The sequence below is a fragment of the Thiothrix nivea DSM 5205 genome (genome assembly GCF_000260135.1).
In the GTDB taxonomy this organism is placed as follows: domain Bacteria; phylum Pseudomonadota; class Gammaproteobacteria; order Thiotrichales; family Thiotrichaceae; genus Thiothrix; species Thiothrix nivea.
In genome coordinates this window covers 1,073,758-1,095,324 of sequence record NZ_JH651384.1, presented here as the reverse complement: position 1 = coordinate 1,095,324, position 21,567 = coordinate 1,073,758, and the positions used below count along the sequence as shown (strand labels likewise).

Annotated in this window: 22 protein-coding genes; 16 read left to right on the top strand and 6 right to left on the bottom strand. The window is 53.5% G+C overall.

Going from position 1 to position 21,567, the window contains the following annotated elements:
- Positions 1-97: 97 nt before the first annotated feature.
- From THINI_RS05685 to THINI_RS05665, 5 genes are all read right to left on the bottom strand, one after another.
- Positions 98-1,804: a N,N-dimethylformamidase beta subunit family domain-containing protein gene (locus tag THINI_RS05685; protein ID WP_342610120.1), complete on the bottom strand. Its 1,707-nt coding sequence runs from the start codon at positions 1,802-1,804 to the stop codon at positions 98-100.
- Between the two features lie 570 nt (positions 1,805-2,374).
- Complete coding sequence (locus tag THINI_RS05680) at positions 2,375-2,992, bottom strand: exosortase H-associated membrane protein (RefSeq protein ID WP_002707695.1); 618 nt, start codon at positions 2,990-2,992, stop codon at positions 2,375-2,377.
- A complete protein-coding gene (gene xrtH / locus THINI_RS05675) occupies positions 2,989-3,537 on the bottom strand; it encodes an exosortase H (RefSeq protein ID WP_002707694.1) in 549 nt (182 codons plus the stop codon). The genes THINI_RS05680 and xrtH overlap by 4 nt, the downstream gene beginning before the upstream one ends.
- Before the next feature lie 91 nt (positions 3,538-3,628).
- A complete protein-coding gene (locus tag THINI_RS05670; protein ID WP_002707693.1) occupies positions 3,629-3,940 on the bottom strand; it encodes a hypothetical protein in 312 nt (103 codons plus the stop codon).
- 31 nt (positions 3,941-3,971) lie between these two features.
- A complete protein-coding gene (locus tag THINI_RS05665; RefSeq protein WP_169314587.1) occupies positions 3,972-4,805 on the bottom strand; it encodes a serine/threonine protein kinase in 834 nt (277 codons plus the stop codon).
- Positions 4,806-5,053: 248 nt separating this feature from the next.
- Between THINI_RS05665 and rpsF the strand changes: the two genes are divergently transcribed.
- From rpsF to THINI_RS05600, 14 genes are all read left to right on the top strand, one after another.
- Positions 5,054-5,440, top strand: a complete 387-nt coding sequence (gene rpsF, locus THINI_RS05660; protein ID WP_002707691.1) for a 30S ribosomal protein S6 — start codon at positions 5,054-5,056, stop codon at positions 5,438-5,440.
- Between the two features lie 24 nt (positions 5,441-5,464).
- Positions 5,465-5,692 carry a 30S ribosomal protein S18 gene (gene rpsR, locus THINI_RS05655; RefSeq protein ID WP_002707690.1) on the top strand — a complete coding sequence of 76 codons (228 nt, stop codon included), beginning with the start codon at positions 5,465-5,467 and terminating at the stop codon, positions 5,690-5,692.
- Positions 5,693-5,756: 64 nt separating this feature from the next.
- Positions 5,757-6,203: a 50S ribosomal protein L9 gene (gene rplI / locus THINI_RS05650; RefSeq protein ID WP_002707689.1), complete on the top strand. Its 447-nt coding sequence runs from the start codon at positions 5,757-5,759 to the stop codon at positions 6,201-6,203.
- A 154-nt stretch (positions 6,204-6,357) separates the two neighbouring features.
- Positions 6,358-10,053, top strand: coding sequence for a replicative DNA helicase (gene dnaB / locus THINI_RS05645; RefSeq protein WP_002707688.1), 3,696 nt, complete (start codon positions 6,358-6,360; stop codon positions 10,051-10,053).
- A 26-nt stretch (positions 10,054-10,079) separates the two neighbouring features.
- The gene (gene alr / locus THINI_RS05640) at positions 10,080-11,156 is read left to right on the top strand and encodes an alanine racemase (RefSeq protein WP_002707687.1); all 1,077 of its coding nucleotides are present in this window, start codon (positions 10,080-10,082) and stop codon (positions 11,154-11,156) included.
- 85 nt (positions 11,157-11,241) lie between these two features.
- Positions 11,242-11,922: a hypothetical protein gene (locus THINI_RS05635; RefSeq protein ID WP_002707686.1), complete on the top strand. Its 681-nt coding sequence runs from the start codon at positions 11,242-11,244 to the stop codon at positions 11,920-11,922.
- A 71-nt stretch (positions 11,923-11,993) separates the two neighbouring features.
- Positions 11,994-13,472, top strand: coding sequence for an ATP-binding protein (locus THINI_RS05630; protein ID WP_002707685.1), 1,479 nt, complete (start codon positions 11,994-11,996; stop codon positions 13,470-13,472).
- A 13-nt stretch (positions 13,473-13,485) separates the two neighbouring features.
- The gene (locus THINI_RS05625; RefSeq protein WP_002707684.1) at positions 13,486-14,184 is read left to right on the top strand and encodes a response regulator; all 699 of its coding nucleotides are present in this window, start codon (positions 13,486-13,488) and stop codon (positions 14,182-14,184) included.
- Positions 14,185-14,314: 130 nt separating this feature from the next.
- Positions 14,315-14,656: a hypothetical protein gene (locus THINI_RS05620; RefSeq protein WP_002707683.1), complete on the top strand. Its 342-nt coding sequence runs from the start codon at positions 14,315-14,317 to the stop codon at positions 14,654-14,656.
- A gap of 320 nt (positions 14,657-14,976) precedes the next feature.
- Entirely contained in the window at positions 14,977-15,561 is a 585-nt protein-coding gene (locus THINI_RS23205; RefSeq protein WP_050988001.1) for a hypothetical protein, read from the top strand.
- Entirely contained in the window at positions 15,497-16,081 is a 585-nt protein-coding gene (locus THINI_RS05615; RefSeq protein WP_169314586.1) for a zinc-dependent metalloprotease family protein, read from the top strand. Before THINI_RS23205 ends, THINI_RS05615 begins: the two co-directional genes overlap by 65 nt.
- Positions 16,051-17,061, top strand: coding sequence for an Ig-like domain-containing protein (locus THINI_RS05610; protein ID WP_154724360.1), 1,011 nt, complete (start codon positions 16,051-16,053; stop codon positions 17,059-17,061). Before THINI_RS05615 ends, THINI_RS05610 begins: the two co-directional genes overlap by 31 nt.
- A 287-nt stretch (positions 17,062-17,348) precedes the next feature.
- Positions 17,349-18,326 (top strand): OmpA family protein, encoded by a 978-nt coding sequence (locus tag THINI_RS23200; protein WP_002707682.1) that lies wholly within the window; start codon positions 17,349-17,351, stop codon positions 18,324-18,326.
- 48 nt (positions 18,327-18,374) lie between these two features.
- A complete protein-coding gene (locus THINI_RS05600) occupies positions 18,375-19,532 on the top strand; it encodes a mechanosensitive ion channel (protein WP_002707681.1) in 1,158 nt (385 codons plus the stop codon).
- A 20-nt stretch (positions 19,533-19,552) separates the two neighbouring features.
- Here the strand turns inward: THINI_RS05600 and THINI_RS05595 are convergent, their stop codons facing one another.
- Entirely contained in the window at positions 19,553-20,443 is an 891-nt protein-coding gene (locus tag THINI_RS05595) for a formylglycine-generating enzyme family protein (RefSeq protein WP_002707680.1), read from the bottom strand.
- Between the two features lie 139 nt (positions 20,444-20,582).
- Between THINI_RS05595 and THINI_RS05590 the strand changes: the two genes are divergently transcribed.
- Positions 20,583-20,765, top strand: a complete 183-nt coding sequence (locus THINI_RS05590; RefSeq protein WP_002707679.1) for a hypothetical protein — start codon at positions 20,583-20,585, stop codon at positions 20,763-20,765.
- A 276-nt stretch (positions 20,766-21,041) separates the two neighbouring features.
- Positions 21,042-21,560, top strand: coding sequence for a type IV pilus modification protein PilV (gene pilV / locus THINI_RS23195; RefSeq protein ID WP_002707678.1), 519 nt, complete (start codon positions 21,042-21,044; stop codon positions 21,558-21,560).
- The last annotated feature ends 7 nt before the right edge of the window (positions 21,561-21,567 follow it).

Sequence of the window (21,567 nt, the reverse complement as noted above, 5' to 3'; positions counted from 1 at the left end):
TACCCACAGCTGATCAAATGCGGCAGAGCATAGCATAATCATCATGCCAAGCAGATAGAAAAACTGCCCGAATCCGGGCAGTTTTGGTGGGGTGATCTTATGGTTTGCGTACCTTTAAGCCAATAAGGGTTAGCAGCCCCAGCAACAGGGCAGGTAACGGGATGCTGCCGCCGCCACCGCCGCTGCTTTGGGTGGTGTTACTGGATGTATCAGTTGGGGTGGTCGTGCTGCCGGTACTGCTGGAGCTGCCCGTAGTAGTGCTGCCGGTACTGCTGGAGCTGCCTGTAGTAGTGCTGCCGGTATTACTGGAGCTGCCCGTAGTAGTGCTCCCGCTGCTGCTGCCGGTATTGCTGGAGCTGCCCGTAGTAGTGCTCCCGCTGCTGCTACCGGTATTGCTGGAGCTGCTATTTGAGCGGTTTTTCAGATGGTTGATGACATTCTCGGTTATGCGGCTGACTTGTGGGTCCTCCAATCCTTCTGCCCAGTCAATGGATGGGCCGACAAATACGGTTCCGCTGTTGTTACTGGGTTTGAATACACCAACTGTTCCCCAGCCTTGTCCATTGTAGTTATTCGATACAATGCCGGGGACGCCGGACGGGGAGTTAACAGCATAAGCTGGGGTAATCGCCAGAATCTGGAAATTGGTCGGCGTGCCATCTTCACCTGTTACGACCGGCGTGGTTCCTTCCATCCTGAACAATGCGCCATCTACTTCATAACCAGCAATCGTGCTGTCGCGCCCGAATACGCTTCCGTTTGAAAGACCAGTACCGGCAAACGCCCAATGGGATGCATCAGTAACCTTGAATCCGCCATTAGTACCATCATCGCCTACTCCCCCTTTGACGTAGTAGGGAACGCCATTTTCCGTATAGTCATGGTAGCCAGCATTGCGGAAGCTGACGCCTGTGGAAAGGTTTTCCGGTTTGTTGAGTGGCGTGTTGTACCAGTTGACCGTTAGCCTGTCATCGCTAATACCAGGGTTTGCCGCCCGGTCAGCATCAGCATTTTTGTAGCAGACCATGTTTTTGTAATCTGCGCTGAAACGAACTTGCCACCACATGGTGTTGCCACTGAAAATAGCACCGTTCCCACCGGAGGCCAGATAACTGTCCCAGGCGTCCCGCATTTCCTTTGACCAATATTCGTTGTGCCCAACCTGGATGACTAAATCATAGTTTTTCAGCAGGTTGGGGTCGCGATGGATGTCTATCATGGATGCCGCTTCGTAAGCAATGCCTTTCGCATCCAGCCACGTGGCGAACATCCTGTGTTCAGTCCATTGGCCACGCCCTGTGGGGCGTTCCATGGAAACTTCTACAGCACCCTGACCATTAGTTGAGTTGAACCCGTACATTGACTTCCCGCCAATTGGGCTGTAGGCAATCTTGGTTGGTAGACTGTCCAGTACCAGAATTTTTGAGTGGCTGCCTGGGCTGGAAGCCCTGACGGCGACATATTCAGAGTAGAAACCTGACGCATTTTGGAACACAAGTTGATAAATGCCGCTGTTCCAATTGCTAGGTATGTTTATATTATAAGCAGAACCCCAGTTCAATCCATTATAGTTGGTTGTGCCTGTAATATATTGTTTACCACTGCTGAATGATTGTTCAGACAAAACATCAGTGCTGCCCGCCCGTCTGATGGATACCTTGAAATCAGGGGAGGTAGTGGAAACATGGGCTTTCAGCTGGCCGCCAATTGTTGCAGTGCCGACCTCGAAATAAGCGCATATGTCGGAAAATACATCCCCATTCTTGAAATCACAAGGCAAGGCAAAAGCGTTGGAAGACGCCATAAAGGCGGCGATTGCCATGAGGGTGCGCGGCAATACTTTGCTTGGCTTCAACGCCATGCACGCGAGGGTAGTGTCAAACATCATTCTAAATATCTCCTGAATAGCCCAATTGAGGGGGGTGTCCTCATGTATGTTCTAGATGTCAGCTTAGTGTAGGATACTTTAATAAAATTTCATCGATTAAGTGATATTTTTTTTATTGTTGGCTACACAATCAGATAAGAGGATGAATTTTCGAGTGTAGATAGGAGCCACAGGTGTTGGGGAGCGTTGTCTACGTGAGGGAAGACACCCTTACAAGGTAAACGGCGACAGCCCTCCCAGGGTCAAAATGACATTCAGCAGTACAAGACCAGCCATGATGGCGATCGCTACGTACAAATGTTTAAGGGTATTGTCCATTGTCGTTTTCCTAAAAATCAGGCCATAAAATTTCGCGGGCAAGTAGACGCCATTTTAGCGTTTTGCTCAAGCTGAAGAAGGCGGCGGCGTGCTCGGGTTTTCCCTAATGAATCCAAGTCTTACGGGTAAATTCCGTTCTTTTGGGGATATAAGCTGAGACTGCCGGTTTCAGTCTTGCCGGGCAAATGCCCCCTCCAGTTGGGGAGCTAGGCTGGTGAGGAAACGTTTGTTCAATGCAACCCAGATGATCAATGGTGCAATCATGGGCAATAGTAACGTGCCGGTCTGGTAGCCCAGGGCAATCAGGTCGGCGCTGGTTTGGGAGAGGTGCTGCTGGCGCTGGAAGGCTTCCCCGACATCAAACGTCAGGGTTTTCAGTACACTGAAATACATACTGAATATTTCCGTAGGCAGGATCAGGATGATCCCCCACAACAGATTGCCCCACTTGTTGTTGCCTGGGGTAGCTAGCATCAGGGCTGCCAGCAACGGCAGGCTGTAGCTGTAGATCAGCGGGTTCAGGTGGAAACCCAGCACATCTTCACCCGACGGGGGGGAGGTAACCACGCCACTGGCGTCATGCCCGAAATTGGAAGCTAGCACCAGTGTATGCCCATCCAGCCGCAGCCACATCAGGGCATCGGCAAATTGCCAGTCCACCAGCTTGCCAGTGATCAGGGTAATCGGCGCAAGGTGATAAGTAGCTGTCAGATACCAGATGAAAAATGTCAATGGGAAAAATAACAGCACGCCCAGCATGAAGCGGTGCAAGGGCCGTTGGGTCATGCTGCTTCTCCTGCGGGTAAGTGGCCATCACTGGCGTTTGGCGGATCCTGTGGTTTGGGGGGGCGCGTTTCGCCCGGCAGGTAGCGGATCCAGATCAGGAAAACAACCAGCGCGTCCAGCATGATAAGTGCTTGCCATATATACAGGTGTGCCCAGTCGAACAATTCCCGGCTCCATTGCCCAAGATAGAACAGGCTGATGATCCGCAACAGGTTCATGGCCTGGATAGCCAGGAACCCCCACCACAACCCCTTGGCTTTGTAGGCTAATGGGGCAGGGAACGCAATAATGGCGGAGAGCAGGACAATCATCGCCTCCACGCCATTGCAGCCCGGCTCAATGGAAACGGCGAAACCGTTCAGGGTACTGCGGACAACCTTACCGCTGGCGGCAACATTGGGGTCAAAGGCAGACATCAACCAACCGCTGGTATCAGCCAACAGGCTTGTCCAGGGTAAAATCAGGGCGGATTGCACTGGCTGTAGCATCTCAGTCCCAAACAAGACGCCTTGAACCAGCAGAAAAACAAGCAGGAAACGTAACATAACCCCTATTCTTTTATTTTTATGAGATAATTATTTTATTTGATGTATCGACAAAAAGATAGTCTTGCCAGCCGTAAAACGTTGAATGCCTTTAAAGTTGCCGCACAGGTATACCCCCCACATTGGGTTCCTTGTTACAGGTTCCACAGCGCCGCTTGGTGGCGCACTCACTTTTCATGATGGTATGGCCAATCCAGAACAGGATGACGCCGCAGGCAAGGCAAATACCAAAGAACACCCAATTGACTTCCTGATTACGCTGGAGCTGGAGATAGCTGCTGCCTGCCCCGATGCCGGTCAGCAGGAACAGGGCTACCCATTTTGCGACCCGCATGAACTGGAATACCAGCGATTGTTCACAATGTATGGTTTGTGAACCGATACATTTGGTTTGATTTTTCATGACTCTATCCTCCCGATCTCACAAGCTGCAACTATACTGCCTGCTGCGCCCGTATCTCGTGCAACAATCGTACCACTTCGGTTGCCGACTGTACCCTATTTTCCGGGAATTTTGCCAGTAACCCGCTAACCAGTGGCTGATAGCCTGACAGCGTGTCAGGCAAGCGCGGGATGGGGGCAATTGCATGTTTTTTCAAGAGTTCTCCCAGTGAAGTGGATTCGTAGGGCTTGTGGCCAGCCAGTAATTCATACAGGATTATCCCTAGGGCGTACAGGTCGGCACGTTCGTCCGGCGCATCCCCCATAATCCGCTCAGGGCTGACGTAATAGGGTGTGCAATATATTTCATCCATGCGCATGAAACCCGAGGCCACCAGCAAGCGGGTTTCCAGCCCAAAGTCCAGCAACGCCAGGGAGTTGTCCTGCCTGACCAGGATATTGGAGGTTTTCAAATCCTGATGCAGCAAGCCAATGCCGTGGATGGCAGCCAATGCCAGCGCGATTTCCTCTAACCAGCGTAATGCTTGCTCCAGTGGTGGTATGGGGGTGGTAGTCAGGGCGCGCCTGAGAGTAGTGCCGGGTACGTATTCCATGGCCATATACAGTGCGTGTGAGGCGATGCCGGCTGCAAGTGGCTTTACCAGCCCCCGATGGTTGAGTAATTCCAGTGCCCGGGTTTCCATCAGGAATTCCTCCACCAGACTTTTGCCCAGTTTGCTGGTGTCAAATTTGAAGCGTTTGATGGCGACTGGTAAGCCAGCCGGGTTGTTGGCAAGAAAAATGATAGCGTTATCACTCTCGTGCAATACCTTCAGGAGGTAATAGCCAGGAAGGTCAAAGGGGTATCGTGCTAGCGCCTGTTGCAACACCGGGATGCTCCTGTTTTTTTCATAACTTGCCCTTTCTATTTGGCATCACGAATAGGGGGAGTGTAGGACAGGATAAGCAAAGGCGTGTGATTCCATTGAATTGTTCCGGAAATTGCCTTGGCATGAATGAATTGACAAGCACCCTTAAGGTCGCAGATAATTTCGCGCTTTTCCATGGGGCTGCTGCCCCGTAATCCTTGCCTCACCGTTAGCGGGAGGCTGTTAAACCGAAAGGAAGACCGTCAATGAGACATTATGAAATTGTCTTTCTGGTTCACCCGGACCAGAGCGAGCAGGTGCCTGCCATGGTAGAACGCTACCGTAGCATGGTGCAGGAAAGTGGTGGTGCTGTCCATCGCCTGGAAGACTGGGGTCGCCGCCAGCTGGCATACCCCATCAACAAGCTGCACAAAGCGCACTATGTACTGATGAATATCGAATGCGGCGCGGAAACCGTGGCTGAGCTGGAAAGTATTTTCCGCTTCAATGATGCCGTCATCCGTAACGTTACCCTCAAGATGGATAAGCCAGTCACTGACCCTTCCCCGCTGAAGAAGGAAAGCGAAGGCAAGCCTGCCCGTCGGGTGCGTGAAGAAGTGTCTGATGACGATGATTCATCCGACGACGAATAATTACGGCTGACCTGGAGAAACAATATGTCACGTCAATTCCGCCGCAAAAAATACTGCCGTTTCACGGCTGAAGGCATTACCGAGATTGATTACAAGGATCTCGACATCCTCAAGAGCTTCATTACCGAAACCGGCAAGATTGTGCCCAGCCGCATTACCGGCACCAAGGCCAACTATCAGCGCCAACTGGCAACCGCGATCAAGCGCGCGCGTTTCCTGGCGTTGTTGCCATACTCGGATCAGCACAAGTAAGGTGCTGTAAAAGCTTAACTCACGCACAAATGCATTCTTTTTGTGCGCAGACAAGGTGATTACGATGGAAGTTATTCTTCTGAAAAAAGTTGAAAACCTGGGTGCTCTCGGTCATGTTGTTTCCGTGCGCCCTGGTTATGCCCGCAACTACCTGATCCCTCAGGGTAAAGCCAAAATGGCCACCAAGGCTAATCTGGAAGCGTTTGAAGCACGCCGCGCCGAACTGGAAGCCGAAGCTGAAGCCGCGTTGGCCGCCGCCCAGGCGCGCCGTGACCAATTGGCTGAAATGGTACTGACCATCAAGGCTGTTGCCGGTAATGAAGGCAAGCTGTTCGGTTCCGTTTCCAACATTGAAATCGCGGAAGCCATCAATGCTGCTGGCGTGGAAGTGGAACGCCGCGAAATCCGTATGCCGGAAGGCCCGATCCGCCACTTGGGCGAATTCGAGGTTGGCCTGCATCTGCATACCGAAGTCGATGCTACTATCAAGGTTATCGTTGAAGCAGAATAATTACTGCTGACAACCTGCCTGGCTGATGTCCCATAGTGCTGCAAGGCATTATGGGACATTTGTATTTTATACCCAAGATATTCACACCTTTTTCACAGCTTGCCCGCTGATCTGTCCCCTGACTTTTCACCCCGACTTTCGTTAAACTTGCGGCATGGCAGAATCATACGAATCACTCAAAATTCCCCCGCATTCCATCGAGGCCGAGCAGTCTGTGCTGGGTGGCCTGTTGCTGAGTGGCCTGGCAAACGATAGCACGGCATGGGATACCATTGCCGACAAGGTGGTGGAAAATGATTTCTACCGGCAAGATCATCGCCTGATTTTCCGCGCCCTCGCCGATCTGGCTGAAGACGACAAGCCGCTGGATCTGGTGACGGTTCAGGACTGGCTGAAACAGCGCGGGGAGCTGGAAAATGCCGGTGGCTTCGCCTACTTGGCCACCATGGCCAAGGATACGCCCAGCGCCGCCAATATCCGCGCCTATGCGGAAATCGTGCGCGAAAAATCGGTGTTGCGTCAGCTGATCAGCGTCGGCACAGGCATTGCCGATTCTGCCTTCACCGCCCAAGGCCGCCCCAGCAAGGAGCTGCTGGATGAGGCAGAGCAAAAGGTTTTCAAGATTGCGGAGCAGGGCGCGAAGCAGGGTCAGGTTTTCAAGCCACTGAAAAAGCTGCTCAAGACCACCCTTGAGCACATCGAGGAACTGAGCAAGCTCAACAGCAATATCACCGGGGTTTCGACGGGTTATACCGATCTGGATGAGATGACATCCGGCTTGCAGAAAGGTGACTTGGTGATTGTGGCGGGGCGTCCGTCGATGGGGAAATGCATTGTTGCTGGTAGCAGGGTACTTGATCCGAACAGCGGCAGGTTGGAGGTTATTGATGATTTGGTGGCGCGGCGGCGGGGCGCTTTGGTAACGTTGGATAACCAGTTCCGCTTGCAGGCAACGCAGCCTTCAGAATTCGTTGATGATGGTATCAAACCTGTATTCCGGGTGCGTACTGCGTTGGGTCGGGAAATCGTTACTACCCTGGCGCACCCATTCCTGACAATAAGGGGGTGGCGAAGGCTTGAGGAACTTGAGGTCGGTCAGCGGATCGCCGTGCCACGGATTTTGCCCTTCTTCGGGAAGGCGGGGTTGTCTGGGCAGCGCACCAAACTGATTGCCTACTTCCTGACGGATGGGGGGCTAACCCAAAGTTGTCCGCAATTTACCAATGTCAACCTGCGCCTGTTGGATGATTTCACCTCGGCTTTAGCAGATTTTCCTGGTGTTTGCTGGCGTCTGGAAGACAGCAAGGGTAAACGGGCCCCTTCCATCCGCATTGCCACTGATAGCGAATTTCTTCAACAGGCGCGCATGGATTTTGCCGAACGCCTGAGGCAACGTCTGCGGGAGCTTTCTCTTAGCCTGAATGCATTAGCCCGCCGTCTGGATATTGCGGTCGCCACTGTGCATTACTGGACTGTGGGCAAGGCAGTTCCAGCGGGTGATATGTTCGGCGTCCTGTGTCGTGAACTTCAGGCAGACCCTCATGAGTTGATGCCGCATTGCGCTGCGGCTACTGCACGTTCAGCCCCTAATCCTGTTAGCGAATGGCTGCACCATATCGGCCTGATGGGCAAAAACGCCCATGACAAGCGGGTTCCAAGTATCGTGTTTGAGTTACCCCGCGACTTGGTGGCACTGTTCCTTAACAGGACGTTTGCCTGTGATGGCAGTGTTTATGTCCAGAATGGTGATCAGGCTGGCATCTCCTACAGCACGGTTAGTCATGGCTTGGCGCGGGATGTCCAGCATTTGCTGTTACGTTTCGGTATCTTGGCCAAACTGCGCCACCGGCAAATCCCGTATCAGGGTGAATATCGCCCTGCTTACGAATTGCGTATTACCCATCAGCAGCATATCCGCCAGTTTCTTGAAGAGATTGGTGTCTATGGCAAGGAAGAGGCTGTGCAAAAAGTACTGGCCGTCAGCCAAGCCAAAAAAGCGAAAGCCAATCTGGATACCTTGCCTGTTGAAACCTGGGAAATCATAACCGGACGCAAAGGCAATCTGACCTGGGCAGGATTGGCGCAGTGTATGGGACGCAACCCCGGGCATAATTTCCATGTGGGAAAACGTAGGATTGGACGTGAACTGCTAGCGGAAATTGCCACTGCCTTGCAGGATCAAGAGCTTGGCGAGCTTGCCAATAGTGACCTGTATTGGGATCAGATCGAGTCCATCGACTACATGGGTGATAAACAGGTTTATGACCTAAGTGTACCGGATACACACAATTTTGTTGCAGAAGATATGCTGGTGCACAATACCACCTTCTCGATGAACATCGCCGAATACGCCGCCGCCCACAAAAAGCTACCCACCGCTATTTTCAGTATGGAAATGCCTGCCGAACAGCTTACCCTGCGATTACTGTCGTCGATGGGACGTGTTGACCAGCACCGCGTGCGCACCGGGAAATTGACCGATGATGACTGGCCGCGTATCGCCACGGCAGTAAAGATTTTCGCCGATGTGCCGATGTTCATTGATGACAGCCCGGCGCTTTCCCCGACCGAAGTGCGCGCCCGTGCCCGCCGCCTGATGCGTGAACATGGTCAGCTTGGCCTGATTGTGCTTGATTACCTGCAACTGATGCAAACGGGAACCAGCACCGAAAACCGTACCGCTGAAATTTCGGAAATTTCCCGTTCCCTCAAATCGCTGGCGAAGGAATTGGCTTGTCCTGTGATTGCGCTTTCCCAGCTCAACCGCAGTCTGGAACAGCGCCCTAACAAGCGCCCGGTGATGTCGGATTTACGTGAATGTGTAACCGGTGACACTTTGGTGATGCTGGCTGATGGTTGCCGAGTGCCAGTGTGCGAACTGGTGGGGCAAACCCCGCAGATTTTGTCGATAACGCCGACGGGTATGGTGCAGGCAGCTGCCACCGATCTGGTTTGGTCGGCAGGTAAAAAATCACTGCTGAAAATTTCTCTCGCTAGTGGGCGCAGTATCCGTTGTTCCCATAAGCATCGTTTGCGTGGTTTGTGGGACTGGAAACATGCCCGTGATTTGCAGGTAGGTGATCGGCTGGCTATTGCGTGTCGCATACCTGAACCGCTGCAAACGCAAACATGGCCTGAGCATGAAATTATTTCACTAGCAACAAATTTGCCGGAGACTTTGCCTGCGGGCATTTTTCAGCTTCCCAATACTCAGCTGGCTTTATTCCTGCGCCATTTGTGGGCAACGGATGGCAGTATTCATCAGGGAGCCAACAAGCCGCGCATTTATTTTGCGACGGCAAGTGAAGCCTTGATCCGTGATGTGGCCGCCTTGTTGTTGCGTTTTGGTATCGTTGCCCGCATCAAACATGTCACGAGTACCGAAAGCCCGTGTGGCTGGTTTACTGCTGATATCTCCGGGGCAGAGCAGCAGCGGATTTTCCTGCATGAGATTGGCACGTTTGGCCCGCGCCAGGCCAATGCCGATATTCTGGATGATGAACGCCTGCACTTGCTTGCCCGTGATGAGCTGTTCTGGGATCAGGTGGTGAGTATTGAGCCTGCTGGCGAGGAAGAGGTATTTGACCTGACGGTTCCCGGCAACGCCTGTTGGTTGGCAGATGGAATCGTCAGCCATAATTCGGGCGCAATTGAACAGGATGCTGACGTGATCATCTTCATCTACCGTGACGAAGTTTACAACCCTGATTCCGCTGACAAAGGCACGGCAGAAATCATTATCGCCAAACAGCGTAACGGCCCCATTGGCAGCGTAAGGCTGACCTTCCTCGGCAAATACACCCGTTTCGAAAATTTTACGCCTGACATCTATACGCCGGGATTTGAATAAGCAACGCAAACCGCTACACTGCCTGCATGAAACGATCTGCCCGTGCCATTATTGATGCTGATGCCCTGCGGCATAACCTGCGCCGCTGTCGCGAAGCTGCGCCCAACAGTCTGGCGATGGCAGTGATCAAGGCCAATGCCTACGGGCACAACATGCTGAAAACCGCTGAAACCCTTAGCCATGCCAACGGTTTTGCGGTTTCCTGTATCCAGGAGGCGCTAGAGCTGCGGCAAGCGCGTTTTATCCACCCGATTCTCGTCCTGCAAGGATTCAGCAACCTGCAAGGCATGAAAGCGGCGGCGGAACACCGTTTGCGTATGGTTATCCATGACCGCCATCAACTGGAGTTGCTGGATAGTGCGCCCGCCTCCATCAAGCTGGACGTGGCGCTGAAGCTTGACAGTGGTATGCACCGGCTGGGTTTTCCGGTGGAACAGGCGCACCACCTGTTTGAGCGTCTGGGCAAGCACCCGGGCATCAAGCCAACCCCCTGGCTGATGACCCACATGGCCTGTGCTGATGAGCCGGATAACCCGCACACCCATCAGCAATTGCAGCAGTTTGCCCGCTATACAGATGGCTTGCAGGCAACGCGCAGTATCGGCAATTCCGCCAGTATCCTGGGTTGGCCGCAGACCCACGTCAATTGGGTGCGCCCCGGCATCATGCTGTACGGTTCCTCACCTTTTGTGGATGGCGATGCCAGGCGCGATGGCCTGCAACCGGTCATGACACTGGTCGCGCCTCTGGTTTCCATCCATACCATCGCCAAGGGGGAAAGCATTGGTTATGGCGCAAGCTGGGTTTGCCCGGAGGATACCCGTGCCGGTGTGGTCGCTATTGGTTACGCTGATGGTTATCCGCGCCATGCCCCTTCAGGCACGCCGGTGTGGGTCAATGGCAAGGAAACCCGCCTGCTTGGCCGTGTTTCCATGGATATGGTCGTCATCGACCTGACAGCGATTGAGGCACGGGTGGGGGATCAGGTAGAGTTATGGGGAAAACACGTTACAGTTGATAGGGTGGCGCGCGCGGCGGGGACTATCAGCTACGAGCTGCTCTGTAATGCCGGTAATTTGTGCGAGCATAAGTATATTCCCTGAAATAAGTGATCTTCGTCACTGCTTTTATGGCAAAAATTTGCCATAGTCATATCTGAAGAAAAATTAATCAAGGACAGGCTTGGATATGGCGACTCAACAGTACATCAAACCCTACAGCCGTAGTGAACAGATGAAGCGTGAGCTAATCGGCCTGGTTATCGGTGCCAGTTTGCTGATGGCAGGTATGGCATTTATTTTTTCCCAAAGCATTAATGCAGATACGCCTTCTGTGTCTCCCGCTGTGGTTCCAACGCCTGATGAAGTGTCCCCATCCCTTTCTCAGCCGATAGTTGCCCCACCACCTCCACCGCCTGCTGTTCATAATCCTGCTCCGGCCATGACCTTGGCTGCCCTTGATGCAGCCGCTGACAATACAGTGGTGTCGCCAGCAGCGGCTCCCCTAGAGAAAGTGGTTGCAGGTGCTCCAGATACTCAGGCTACTGATGGTGCAGGCACGCCGGTTGAGGGTGATGCTGAAACCCCACGGGAAGAGCCAAAGCGTACTGGCTGGATTTATGCGGGTCAGTTTGTGGATGGCAAATGGTCTGAAAAGGGGTTGCGGGTAGGCGCTGAACTGCCTGTCAGTGGCAAGCAATACGCACTGGCATGGGGTGCAACCGTGCGGGACAATCCACCCGGTAAAAGCAGTGGTGGCGGCAAGTTGGGCAAAACCGTCGGTAATCTTGCCAGCGGCAAGCAAATTGAAGTCATCCAGGTCAAAAAATCCGGCAGCAAAGGCCATATCTGGCTGGAAGTGAAAATGTAAAAATTTAATCGGGTTCTTGCCCGCAGTGATAGACTTGCAACTATTGAAGTCTTGCAGGTGTCCAACTGCGCATGATAAGCCTGAGTATCCGCACCAAACTATTTATTGCCATTTTTCTGGCCTGCCTGCTGACCATTGGCGGTGTGGCTGGCGTAGTGCAATTCAAGTTCAAACGCAGTTTCCTCGATTACCTGAATGAGCAGGAAAACCGCTCCCTTACCCAGCTCGAAACTCGCCTGATCAGTACCTATGAGACCAGCGGTGACTGGTCTGCCCTGGACAAAAACCGTTATTTGTGGGATTCGCTGCTACGGACAGCGATGCGCAGCAGTTTTTTTCCTGCCAATGGTGATGCGGGTGATGGCGAAATGGCGGATGAACCTCGGCCCCCGCCCCCCTTTCGGGAGGAGCATAAAATTGGTGGGTTGCCGCCGCCGCGTTCCCATTTCATGCAACGGATGGATCGTTTTGCCAGCAGGATTGTCTTGCTGGATGCCGGGCATAAACTTGTCAGGGGGAGTTCCCGTCTCGGCACGCCTGACAATCTGCATGAGCTTAAATCACAAGGTAAAATCGTCGGCTATCTGGGTATCTACCGTCGGCAGCGCCTGACCGAAAAGGTGGACGTGGAATTTGCCGACCGCCTGCAACGCATGTTATGGGTCATTGGCTTGTTGGCATTGCCGGTAACCGGGTTGCTGGCATTCCTGTTCGCCCGCCATCTGGGGCAGCCGATCCAGACCTTACGCAATGGCGCACGCCAATTGACAGATGGCAATTATGCTTTGCGCATGAAAGTTTCCGGGCGTGATGAACTTGCCGACCTGACCCGGGATGTCAACCGCCTGGCTGAGCGCTTGCAGCAGAATGAGGCGTCCCGCAAACAATGGATTGCCGACATTGCCCATGAACTGCGCACTCCACTGTCTATCCTGCGCGGCGAAATCGAGGCCCTGCAAGATGGCGTCAACCAGCCGGATACCAGCACTTTCGCTTCCCTGCATCAGGAAGTTAGCCATCTGGAACGGCTGGTTGGCGACCTTTATGACCTTTCCATGTCCGACAGCGGGGCGCTCAGCTACCACAAGGAAGCCACCGACATTATCGCCCTGCTACGTGAAACGCTGGCCTTGCACAGTTCGCAGTTGCATGAGCAGGAGTTGCAGGTTGATACCATCTGCATTGCGCTGACGCCCATCCATATACAAGGTGACCCACAGCGCTTGCAGCAATTGTTCAAGAACCTGCTGGAAAACAGCCTGCGCTACACCGACAAGCCGGGGCAATTGCGCGTCAGCAGCAACGTGGAAAATGGCTGGATAGACATTGTGTTTGAGGATTCCGCGCCCGGCGTGCCGGATGAAGCTTTGCCGCGCCTGTTTGACCGCCTGTACCGGGTGGAAGGCTCCCGCAACCGTGCAACCGGCGGGGCAGGGCTTGGCTTGAGCATTTGCCGCAATATTGTGGCGGCGCATGACGGTGAAATCAGTGCTGCCCATTCCGCGCTGGGTGGCGTGGAAATCCGTGTGCGCCTGCCGCTGCAACCCTGATGGAGTATGCGCCATGGAACGGATACTGATCGTCGAAGACGAACCCAAAATCGCTGACCTGCTGCAAAAATACCTGGGCAATGCCAGTTACCACACCGACTGGCTCAATACCGGCATTGGCGTCAGCGACTGGGTGCGCCGCGAGCAGCCTAGCCTGATCCTGCTTGACCTGATGCTGCCGGGCAAGGATGGCCTGGAAGTGTGTAAGGAGATTCGCCAGTTTTCCCCCGTGCCCATCATCATGCTGACCGCGCGGGTGGAAGAAATAGACCGCCTGCTGGGTTTGGAACTTGGCGCGGACGACTACATCTGTAAACCCTTCAGCCCGCGTGAAGTGGTTGCCCGCGTCAAAGCCATTTTGCGGCGATTGCAGGCATTTTCCCAACTGGCGGCTGGTGGCCAGACGTTGGAAAATAATGCTAATGGCGCATTGCTGGAACTGAACCGGGATCGCCTGCTGGTCAGGGCTGGAGGGCGGGACATCACCCTGACGCTGGTCGAGTTTGAGCTATTGGCGGCACTGTTGCAGCAACCCGGCAGGATTTTCGGGCGTGACCAGTTGATGTCGAAAGTCTATACCGACAACCGTATTGTTTCCGACCGTACCATCGACAGCCATATCAAAAAACTGCGCAAGAAGCTGGCGGAAATCCTGCCCGGCCAGGAAGTTATCCACTCCGTCTACTCGGTGGGCTACAAATTTGAGCCATGAGTGCGTTTCCATATTGTTTGCACAATTGCAGCAAACTTGGTGCGCAATCGGCGCGTAATCTTCACCTGGTCGAAAGCAACAAGCTTTCACCCTAACGACAAGATTGAAGTTTGTTTACGGAGTATTTGAAATGAAAAAAGCATTGATCATTACCACATTGGCTGCCTTGCTGGGCGCTTCTGTAGCAATGGCCGACCACGGTTTCGGTGGCGGTTTTGGGGGCAAAGGGTTGGATCGCATGAAAACTGCCCTGGGTCTGAGCGATGTTCAGGCGAGTCAGGTAGAAGTCATCATGCAGGAGCAGAAAACCCAAATGGATGCTATCCGCACCCAAACGGAACAGCGTATCCAGGCGCTGCTGACGGCGGATCAGGCGGCCAAATTTGCCGACATGAAGCAGAAGCGTGAAGAGCATATGCAAAAACGTCTGGAACACATGCAGCAAAAGCAAGGGCAGGGCGCTTTCTTCTAAGGGTCTGCCAAACGTTTTCTTGGTCTAGTTTTGAGTCATATTTCACCTCGCTTGGGGCGGCCACTGGGTCGCCCTTCTTTTTGGGTAAATCCCGAATCCGCCAAAATTGCCGTTTGATCCGGCTAAACCCTACCGCTGGTCAAACTTTCTTGCCGCTTATTCTAAATATCCTACCGATTGTCGGCAGTCAGCTTTCATTCATCTTACCGATTACATCTAATGCATCTTTAATAAATAAAAATTATTGAAATGTGTATCCAGCAGCGTTTAACCACTGGTGCTGGTGTAAAAATATCCTTCGCGTATCGGGAGACAACAATATGACAATAATCCTTCGTAAAACCCTGTTGGGCGTTTGTATTGCCGCCGCTTTGGGTTCCATGACCGCCTCCGCCCAGCCGCCTGCCCAGGCGAAAGCATTTGGTGTTGGTAACCCATTCCAGTTGGAAGACTTGCCGCCGGGTTTGTTGCGCGACCAGTTGGTTGCCCTGCCTGCGGTAGCGCGTGAGAAAGCCAAAAGCTGGTTGGGCAATATCCAGTTCCATGAAAATGATGTTCCCTACATGCAGGCAGACCCGGAAGGCGGCATCCTGTTTGTTGACAGTTTCCTGCCGGATCTGACGGAAAATGCTGCGCCTACTGGTGCGGAGAGTGGGTTAGTCACTGCTTACACCGCCGCCAATGTGTTCAAACTACACAGCAAGGCGGGCGCGGGCAATGTGGTTTACCTTGATTTTGATGGCCATGTCATTACTGGGACTGCCTGGAACAGCTATGTGGGCAGCAGCAGCCTGAGCGCACTGCCCTACGACCTGGATGGCAGCCCGGGCAGTTTCAACGATGCGGAAGCCGCCAAAAATCGCCGAAATCTGGCGACGCATCAGCGAGGATTACGCGCCGTTTGACGTGGATGTGACGACAGAAGCCCCAGCCAGCTTTGGCCCAACGGTTGGCCGTATCCTGATTACCCGCGATTCTGATGCTAGCGGCCAGCCCATGCCCGCCCAGGGCGCGGGTGGGGTGGCTTATGTGAATGTCTGGGGAATCAGCAATTACCATTCCTACTACTCGCCTGCCCTGGTGTATTACAACAACCTGGGCGGAGGCCGCCCCGACTATGTGAGTGAAGCTGCTTCCCACGAAATGGGGCACAACATGGGGCTATCACACGATGGCACCAGCACGGCTTCCTATTACGGGGGGCATGGCTCCGGTTTCACCAGTTGGGGGCCAATCATGGGGACTGGTTATAACCGCAACGTCAGCCAGTGGAGCAAGGGGGAGTACGCCGATGCCAACCAGCAGCAGGATGATGTTGCGATTATTGCAAGCAAGGTCAACCTCCAGACGGATGACCACGGTAACCAGACAGGCCAGGCCAGGCCACGCCGCTGGTGGTGGATGCCAGCGGTAGTGTGTTGGTAACTACCTTGGTGGATGATCCGGGCAACCTGAATGGTGTCAACAAGGGGGTCATTGGTAGCCGTGATGATGTGGATGTTTTCAGCTTTGCGACCATCGGCGGGGCGCTAACCCTGCAAGCGACACCGGCGCGCGAAGCCAGCAATACCCGTGGTGGCAATCTGGATGTGCTGTTGTCCTTGTATGACCAGCAAGGCAATCTGCTGGCATCCAGCAACCCATCAACGGACACCGACGCAGGTGTCAGCCTGACCGTCGGCGCGGGAACCTATTATCTGGCGGTAGAGGGTGTTGGCAGCGCCAACTATTCCGATTACGGCAGTCTGGGGCGCTACTACATTGAAGGTGTGTTGCCGCAAGGCAGTGATACCACCCCGCCGTCACCGGATCCGATGGGTTGGGCATCTGCGCCCACAGCCATCGACCATGCCAGCATCCGTATGACTGCACTGACTGCTACGGATGATACTTCTTCTGTCCAGTATTACTTTGCCTGCATGGCGGGTGGTAATGGTTGTCAGGATAGTGGTTGGGTGAATGCACCGGTGTATACCGCTAGTGGGTTGGATGCTTCGACAGCCTACACCTTCACCGTCAAGGCACGTGATAGCTTTGGTAATGAAACCGTCCGTTCGGCGGAGGCTTCTGCCGCCACGCTGGACGCGCCAGTTGTGAACCAAGCTCCGCAGGCCAATGCTGACACCGTCAGCGTGGCAACTGGTGGTACGGTCGTTATTCCGGTATTGGATAATGACAGCGATCCGGAAGGAGATGCATTGACCATCACCAGCGTTGGCAGGAGCAGCAAGGGCGTTGTTTCTTCCGATGGCCATCAGCTCACTTATACGGCTGGTTCGCGCAAAGGCGGCGACAGTTTCACCTATACCATCAGCGATGGCCAAGGCAACACGGCCAGCGCGGTTGTCAGTGTTTCCATCACATCATCAGGTAGCACTGGTGGTGGCGGTAAAGGGCGCAAATAAACTTGCCTGTGTTCCGTTCCCAAAAGCCGGATAGTTTTATCCGGCTTTTTTATGTTGGCAATAGTATTTTTTGAAATTTATAGATTGGGTTTTGGCTGATTTATTTGTTTAATTTTTTCAAATGATCATCGTGACTGTTTTCTGATGTTGCTGATTGTTAATCTGTTAAATACGTCTATTTGAAAATTTCTATGATAATTTAATTAATTGTCCATCCATTCCGTAAAAATTTGTCTAGACTTAATGTGAGTTTCGTATATGGACAATAAATGATATGGAAGGTAAATATGGCAAATATCATAACGGAAAATAACGATGATGACCTGACACCGACCCAAGAGTACGCCATTGCCGGTGTTGTCATCCTGCTATTTGGTTTGCTGTACTGGTTTTTAAGCCATGGTTGGGGCAGCACTGATGCTGACAGCGTTACTGCCGGTTCGCAACTACCGGATTCCAACCTGGTCATGGTGAAACCAGCGTCGTTGCCGAACAGTACTGCCTTGCAGGCAGACATGGCTTCTGCCGGTGATGCGCGAGTGCCTTCGACAGGTGTGCAAACCAGTGCAGCAGTGGAGGTTACAGCCGCCAGTACCCAAGTGTCTGCGCCTGCAACCGGGCAGACCGTTGCTGCTGTGAAACCAGAGGCAGCAACGGCGGTAGCAACAACAGAAACGGCTCCCGCCAGTGACGAACCAGCCCCTCCGGCAAAAGCCGCTGTCAGCACGGATCAGGATGCAGGCCCGGTGGGGATCGCCAGCCCCGCAACAACGGCGAAACCCGCTGTGCAAGCGCCCGCCGCAGCGGTTAGTACCCAGAAAACCCCAGCACAGGTTTACAAGCTGCCGGATGGTAGTGAGGTCACCCTTGGGTCAACCGGTTTTGAGACAGGGTTGTTGCAGAGCATCATGAGTGGTGAAGTGAACAAGCCTGTCATTTTCGACAAGATCATGTTTGATAAAGGGTCTACCAGTATTAACGCCTCATCTGAGCCGCAGATCAAGGCAACTGCCGCCCTGTTGAACAGCTACCCGGCTATCAAGCTGCTGATCCGTGGGCATACGGATGAAACCGGTGTATCCAGCAGCAATACCGAGCTTTCCCTGCTGCGCGCCAATGAAGTGGGTGTTGCGCTGGTGAATCTGGGGATTGACCGGACGCGCCTGCGCATTATGGGCATGGGGGATTCAGCCCCGATTGATACCAACACAACCGAGGAAGGTCGCAAAAATAACCGGCGTGTTGACGCCATGATCATTCAATAGCAGATATTTGTTTATAGATTTTTTCGTATATAGGTTAGGAGTAAAACTATGGAAGGCTTTTTATCCTCTATCACCGGTGCTCTGGGGCCGGTGGCTTCCGGCAAGCTGGGTCATGCCCTGATTGGTTTGCTGATCCTTGTTGTCGGCCTGATTGTGGTCGGCTTTCTGGCGGGCATTTTCAAGCGTCTGTTGAACCGGGTGGGTTTCCTTCAGCGTACTGGTTTGTCCAAAACCCTGGCATCACTGATCAAGGCGATCCTGACCATTTTCGTGCTGATGGCTGTGTTGCAGCATTTTGGCCTGACTGATGTGCTGGCTCCGCTGAAAGACATGGTTAACAAGTTCTTGGCGGCAGTCCCCAATATTATCGGCGCGGGCGTGATTGCCTATGCTGGCTGGATGGTGGCGAAAATCGTCTCCGAGCTGGTTGGGGTTGGCTTGCACAAGGTTGACCGTCACCTGCTGGAGCGGACGGGCAACGCCAGCCTCAAAGTTTCCAAACTGGGCAGTTCCTTTATCTTTGCTGCTATCTTGCTGCCGATTGCGGTAACGGCGCTGGGTGTGCTGAATATACCTTCCATTACCGGCCCGGCTTCCGACATGCTCAACAAGTTGTGGGCGGTGATCCCCAACATCATTGGCGCGGGTATTATTCTCACCGTGACCTGGTTCATTGCCAAATTTGCCATTTCGTTGCTGGATGGGGTGCTGGAAGGTTTGGGTGCTGATGCTATGCCGCAGAAATTGGGTATCGCCGGTTTGTTTACAGGTTCCTTTACACCGCGCAAGCTGGTGAGCAGTGTGATCATGTTCTTCGCCATGCTGGCGGCAGCTACGGCGGCGGTGAACACGCTGGGTATTGACATCATTTCCAACATCTTTGCCAAGGTGCTGGAATTTGGTGGCGGCATCCTGGTGGGTGGCGTGATCCTGGTGGTCGGTTACTTCCTGAGCACGCTGGCCTACAACAAGCTGCAACAGCTTGGTAGTGGCGGCTTGGCCAACATTGCCCGCATTGCGATCCTGGGTTTGGTGCTGGCGATGGGCCTGCGTGCCATGGGGCTGGCGGATAACATCGTCAATATGGCGTTTGGTTTTACCTTAGGTGCTGTGGCGATTGCGGCGGCGCTGGCCTTTGGCTTGGGTGGCCGTGAAGCGGCCAAGCGGGTTACCAACAACTGGGCGGATAAAGTCAACAAGGTTTGACGTTGGTGGGTGGGGGAGTGTTACAACTCCCTCACCACCCGGAACCCCAGATTAGTATCCATTTCATCCAGATAACGCTTCTTGCGTGCCGCGCTGCGCGCCCGCGCTGCCGGGTCAAACCATGAGCCACCTTTTGTGACGTACCAGTAAGGGTCTGCTGCCAGCGCAGGGCTGCCGTCACGGTTGGCGTTCAGGTGGGAACTGCTCCAGTGGTCAGCGGTGAATTCCCACACATTCCCGTGCATGTCATGCAACCCCCAGGCGTTGGGTGCTTGCAGGCCGACTTCGCTGGCTTTGGGGCTGGGGAAACAGCGTGGCAGATACCAGCGGCGCTTTTCCAGCTGTTCCTTGTAAGGGAATAACGGGTTGAAATGCACTTCCTTGCAGCTTACATCGTCACCGTGGTGGAACGGGGTGGTCGTGCCTGCGCGGGCGGCGTATTCCCATTCGGCTTCGGTTGGCAAGCGGTAGGTGTGGCCGGTCTGCAAGCTCAGCCAGGCCAGGTAGAGCTTGATGTCTTCCATGCGCACATTGATGACGGGGTAATTCCCTTCGTGCCAGAGCAGTTCTGGGCGCAGGAACCATTCCGTATCCTTGCGGAACTGCCTGAACTCTTCGCCGGTGACCGGGTATACGCCGATAGCGAATGGCCGCCGGATCATGGTCAGGTAGCGTGGCGCTTCGTCGCGCTGGTGGCCGTGTTCGCTGGGGTCAGAACCCATTTCAAAGCGCCCGGCGGGGATCACGGCCAGTTCAGGCCCCGGAATGCCGGATTTCAGGGTGTCGTGGAAGTGGGCCGACAAGCCGGATGCGCTGGCGGTTGCCTGCTGCAACTTCCCGATCTCAGTGCTGTCCAATTCGTCAACAAATACCAAACGGGCTTCTGGTGTTGAAATTTCTGCCGTCATCATGCGTATCAGTAGTGGTTAATATACTAAAATATTTGCATTATCCGCAAAGTCGGCAGAAAGACAACACAGAAAATTTATTTTTGCACTATATTTAAACCGAGGGTTTTAGTGTGTGGTCAAAATAAAAGGGGATTGTTAAATGAATAAACGGTTCTTTGTCATGGATCAACGGGTAGAGCGCAGCGCAGCGCAACTTCTGCTGGAGGGGTTGATTGTTTACCGGCAGGATTTGGGTGAGCTAGGCAAGCAACTGGAACGTTTGTTACGCCAAGGTGGTGTGCGTTCGGTGCTTGATCCGGCGTTTTCCCTGAAGTTCCATTGAACAAATCATTGTTTTGCATGAACCATTCCGCGTGTTAGCGCGACGTAAGGGAAAGCATTTGCGTACATGGTCATGAGTTGAGAGTTATCTCCCCCGGGTTTCCCGGGGTTTTTTTTGCCTGCCAGTTTCTTTTGGTTGCTTTTTAGCCTATTTACCACTGATACCTTAAAAATTGCAGCTTATCGGCGTGATTTGTGTTTTTTATCCGTGGATGGCTGTTTTCAGTATAATAGGCGTAACTCAAGCCCCTAATCATAATTCTAAGCAGGTGGCAGTATGCCGATACGTTTACAGTCCCCACACCGCCAGGCAGGTCTGAGCCTGCTGGAAGTCCTCATCGCCACGGTCGTGTTGTCCGCTGGGCTGTTGGGGCTTGCCGGTTTGCAGATCGCCGGGATGAAGACTACCCACAACTCCTACCAGATGCAGCAGGCAACGTGGATCGTGTATGACCTGCTGGAGCGGATGCGTGCCAACAAACAGGCTGCCGAAAATGATGCCTATGCCGTCGACTCCAGCAGTGTGGATTATTGCGGCGCCAATGCTACCCCCCCGACAGCTATGGCTGCTTACGACATTTACCAGATCATGTGTGGTTCCGGTAACGGTAGTGGCATCAATACCGTGCTGATGGGTGGGCGTTTACAAGTAAGTTGTCCAACTGGCAGCTGCCGTGATGGTTTGCAGATCAACCTGCAATGGGATGAACGCAATGCCACCCGCCAGGGGACAGATTTTGATGGCGGAACCGATGGGGTGGAAACTTTCAATATCAGCTTGAACGCCACTTTATAGGAAGCAT

What these genes read in the sequence shown, in the direction of transcription:
- THINI_RS05685 (WP_342610120.1), bottom strand. Translation starts at nt 1,804, where the DNA reads ATGGCGTCTTCCAACGCTTTTGCCTTGCCTTGTGATTTCAAGAATGGG.
- THINI_RS05680 (WP_002707695.1), bottom strand. Translation starts at nt 2,992, where the DNA reads ATGACCCAACGGCCCTTGCACCGCTTCATGCTGGGCGTGCTGTTATTT.
- xrtH (WP_002707694.1), bottom strand. Translation starts at nt 3,537, where the DNA reads ATGTTACGTTTCCTGCTTGTTTTTCTGCTGGTTCAAGGCGTCTTGTTT.
- THINI_RS05670 (WP_002707693.1), bottom strand. Translation starts at nt 3,940, where the DNA reads ATGAAAAATCAAACCAAATGTATCGGTTCACAAACCATACATTGTGAA.
- rpsF (WP_002707691.1), top strand. Translation starts at nt 5,054, where the DNA reads ATGAGACATTATGAAATTGTCTTTCTGGTTCACCCGGACCAGAGCGAG.
- rpsR (WP_002707690.1), top strand. Translation starts at nt 5,465, where the DNA reads ATGTCACGTCAATTCCGCCGCAAAAAATACTGCCGTTTCACGGCTGAA.
- rplI (WP_002707689.1), top strand. Translation starts at nt 5,757, where the DNA reads ATGGAAGTTATTCTTCTGAAAAAAGTTGAAAACCTGGGTGCTCTCGGT.
- dnaB (WP_002707688.1), top strand. Translation starts at nt 6,358, where the DNA reads ATGGCAGAATCATACGAATCACTCAAAATTCCCCCGCATTCCATCGAG.
- alr (WP_002707687.1), top strand. Translation starts at nt 10,080, where the DNA reads ATGAAACGATCTGCCCGTGCCATTATTGATGCTGATGCCCTGCGGCAT.
- THINI_RS05635 (WP_002707686.1), top strand. Translation starts at nt 11,242, where the DNA reads ATGGCGACTCAACAGTACATCAAACCCTACAGCCGTAGTGAACAGATG.
- THINI_RS05630 (WP_002707685.1), top strand. Translation starts at nt 11,994, where the DNA reads ATGATAAGCCTGAGTATCCGCACCAAACTATTTATTGCCATTTTTCTG.
- THINI_RS05625 (WP_002707684.1), top strand. Translation starts at nt 13,486, where the DNA reads ATGGAACGGATACTGATCGTCGAAGACGAACCCAAAATCGCTGACCTG.
- THINI_RS05620 (WP_002707683.1), top strand. Translation starts at nt 14,315, where the DNA reads ATGAAAAAAGCATTGATCATTACCACATTGGCTGCCTTGCTGGGCGCT.
- THINI_RS23205 (WP_050988001.1), top strand. Translation starts at nt 14,977, where the DNA reads ATGACAATAATCCTTCGTAAAACCCTGTTGGGCGTTTGTATTGCCGCC.
- THINI_RS05615 (WP_169314586.1), top strand. Translation starts at nt 15,497, where the DNA reads ATGCGGAAGCCGCCAAAAATCGCCGAAATCTGGCGACGCATCAGCGAG.
- THINI_RS23200 (WP_002707682.1), top strand. Translation starts at nt 17,349, where the DNA reads ATGGCAAATATCATAACGGAAAATAACGATGATGACCTGACACCGACC.
- THINI_RS05600 (WP_002707681.1), top strand. Translation starts at nt 18,375, where the DNA reads ATGGAAGGCTTTTTATCCTCTATCACCGGTGCTCTGGGGCCGGTGGCT.
- THINI_RS05595 (WP_002707680.1), bottom strand. Translation starts at nt 20,443, where the DNA reads ATGATGACGGCAGAAATTTCAACACCAGAAGCCCGTTTGGTATTTGTT.
- THINI_RS05590 (WP_002707679.1), top strand. Translation starts at nt 20,583, where the DNA reads ATGAATAAACGGTTCTTTGTCATGGATCAACGGGTAGAGCGCAGCGCA.
- pilV (WP_002707678.1), top strand. Translation starts at nt 21,042, where the DNA reads ATGCCGATACGTTTACAGTCCCCACACCGCCAGGCAGGTCTGAGCCTG.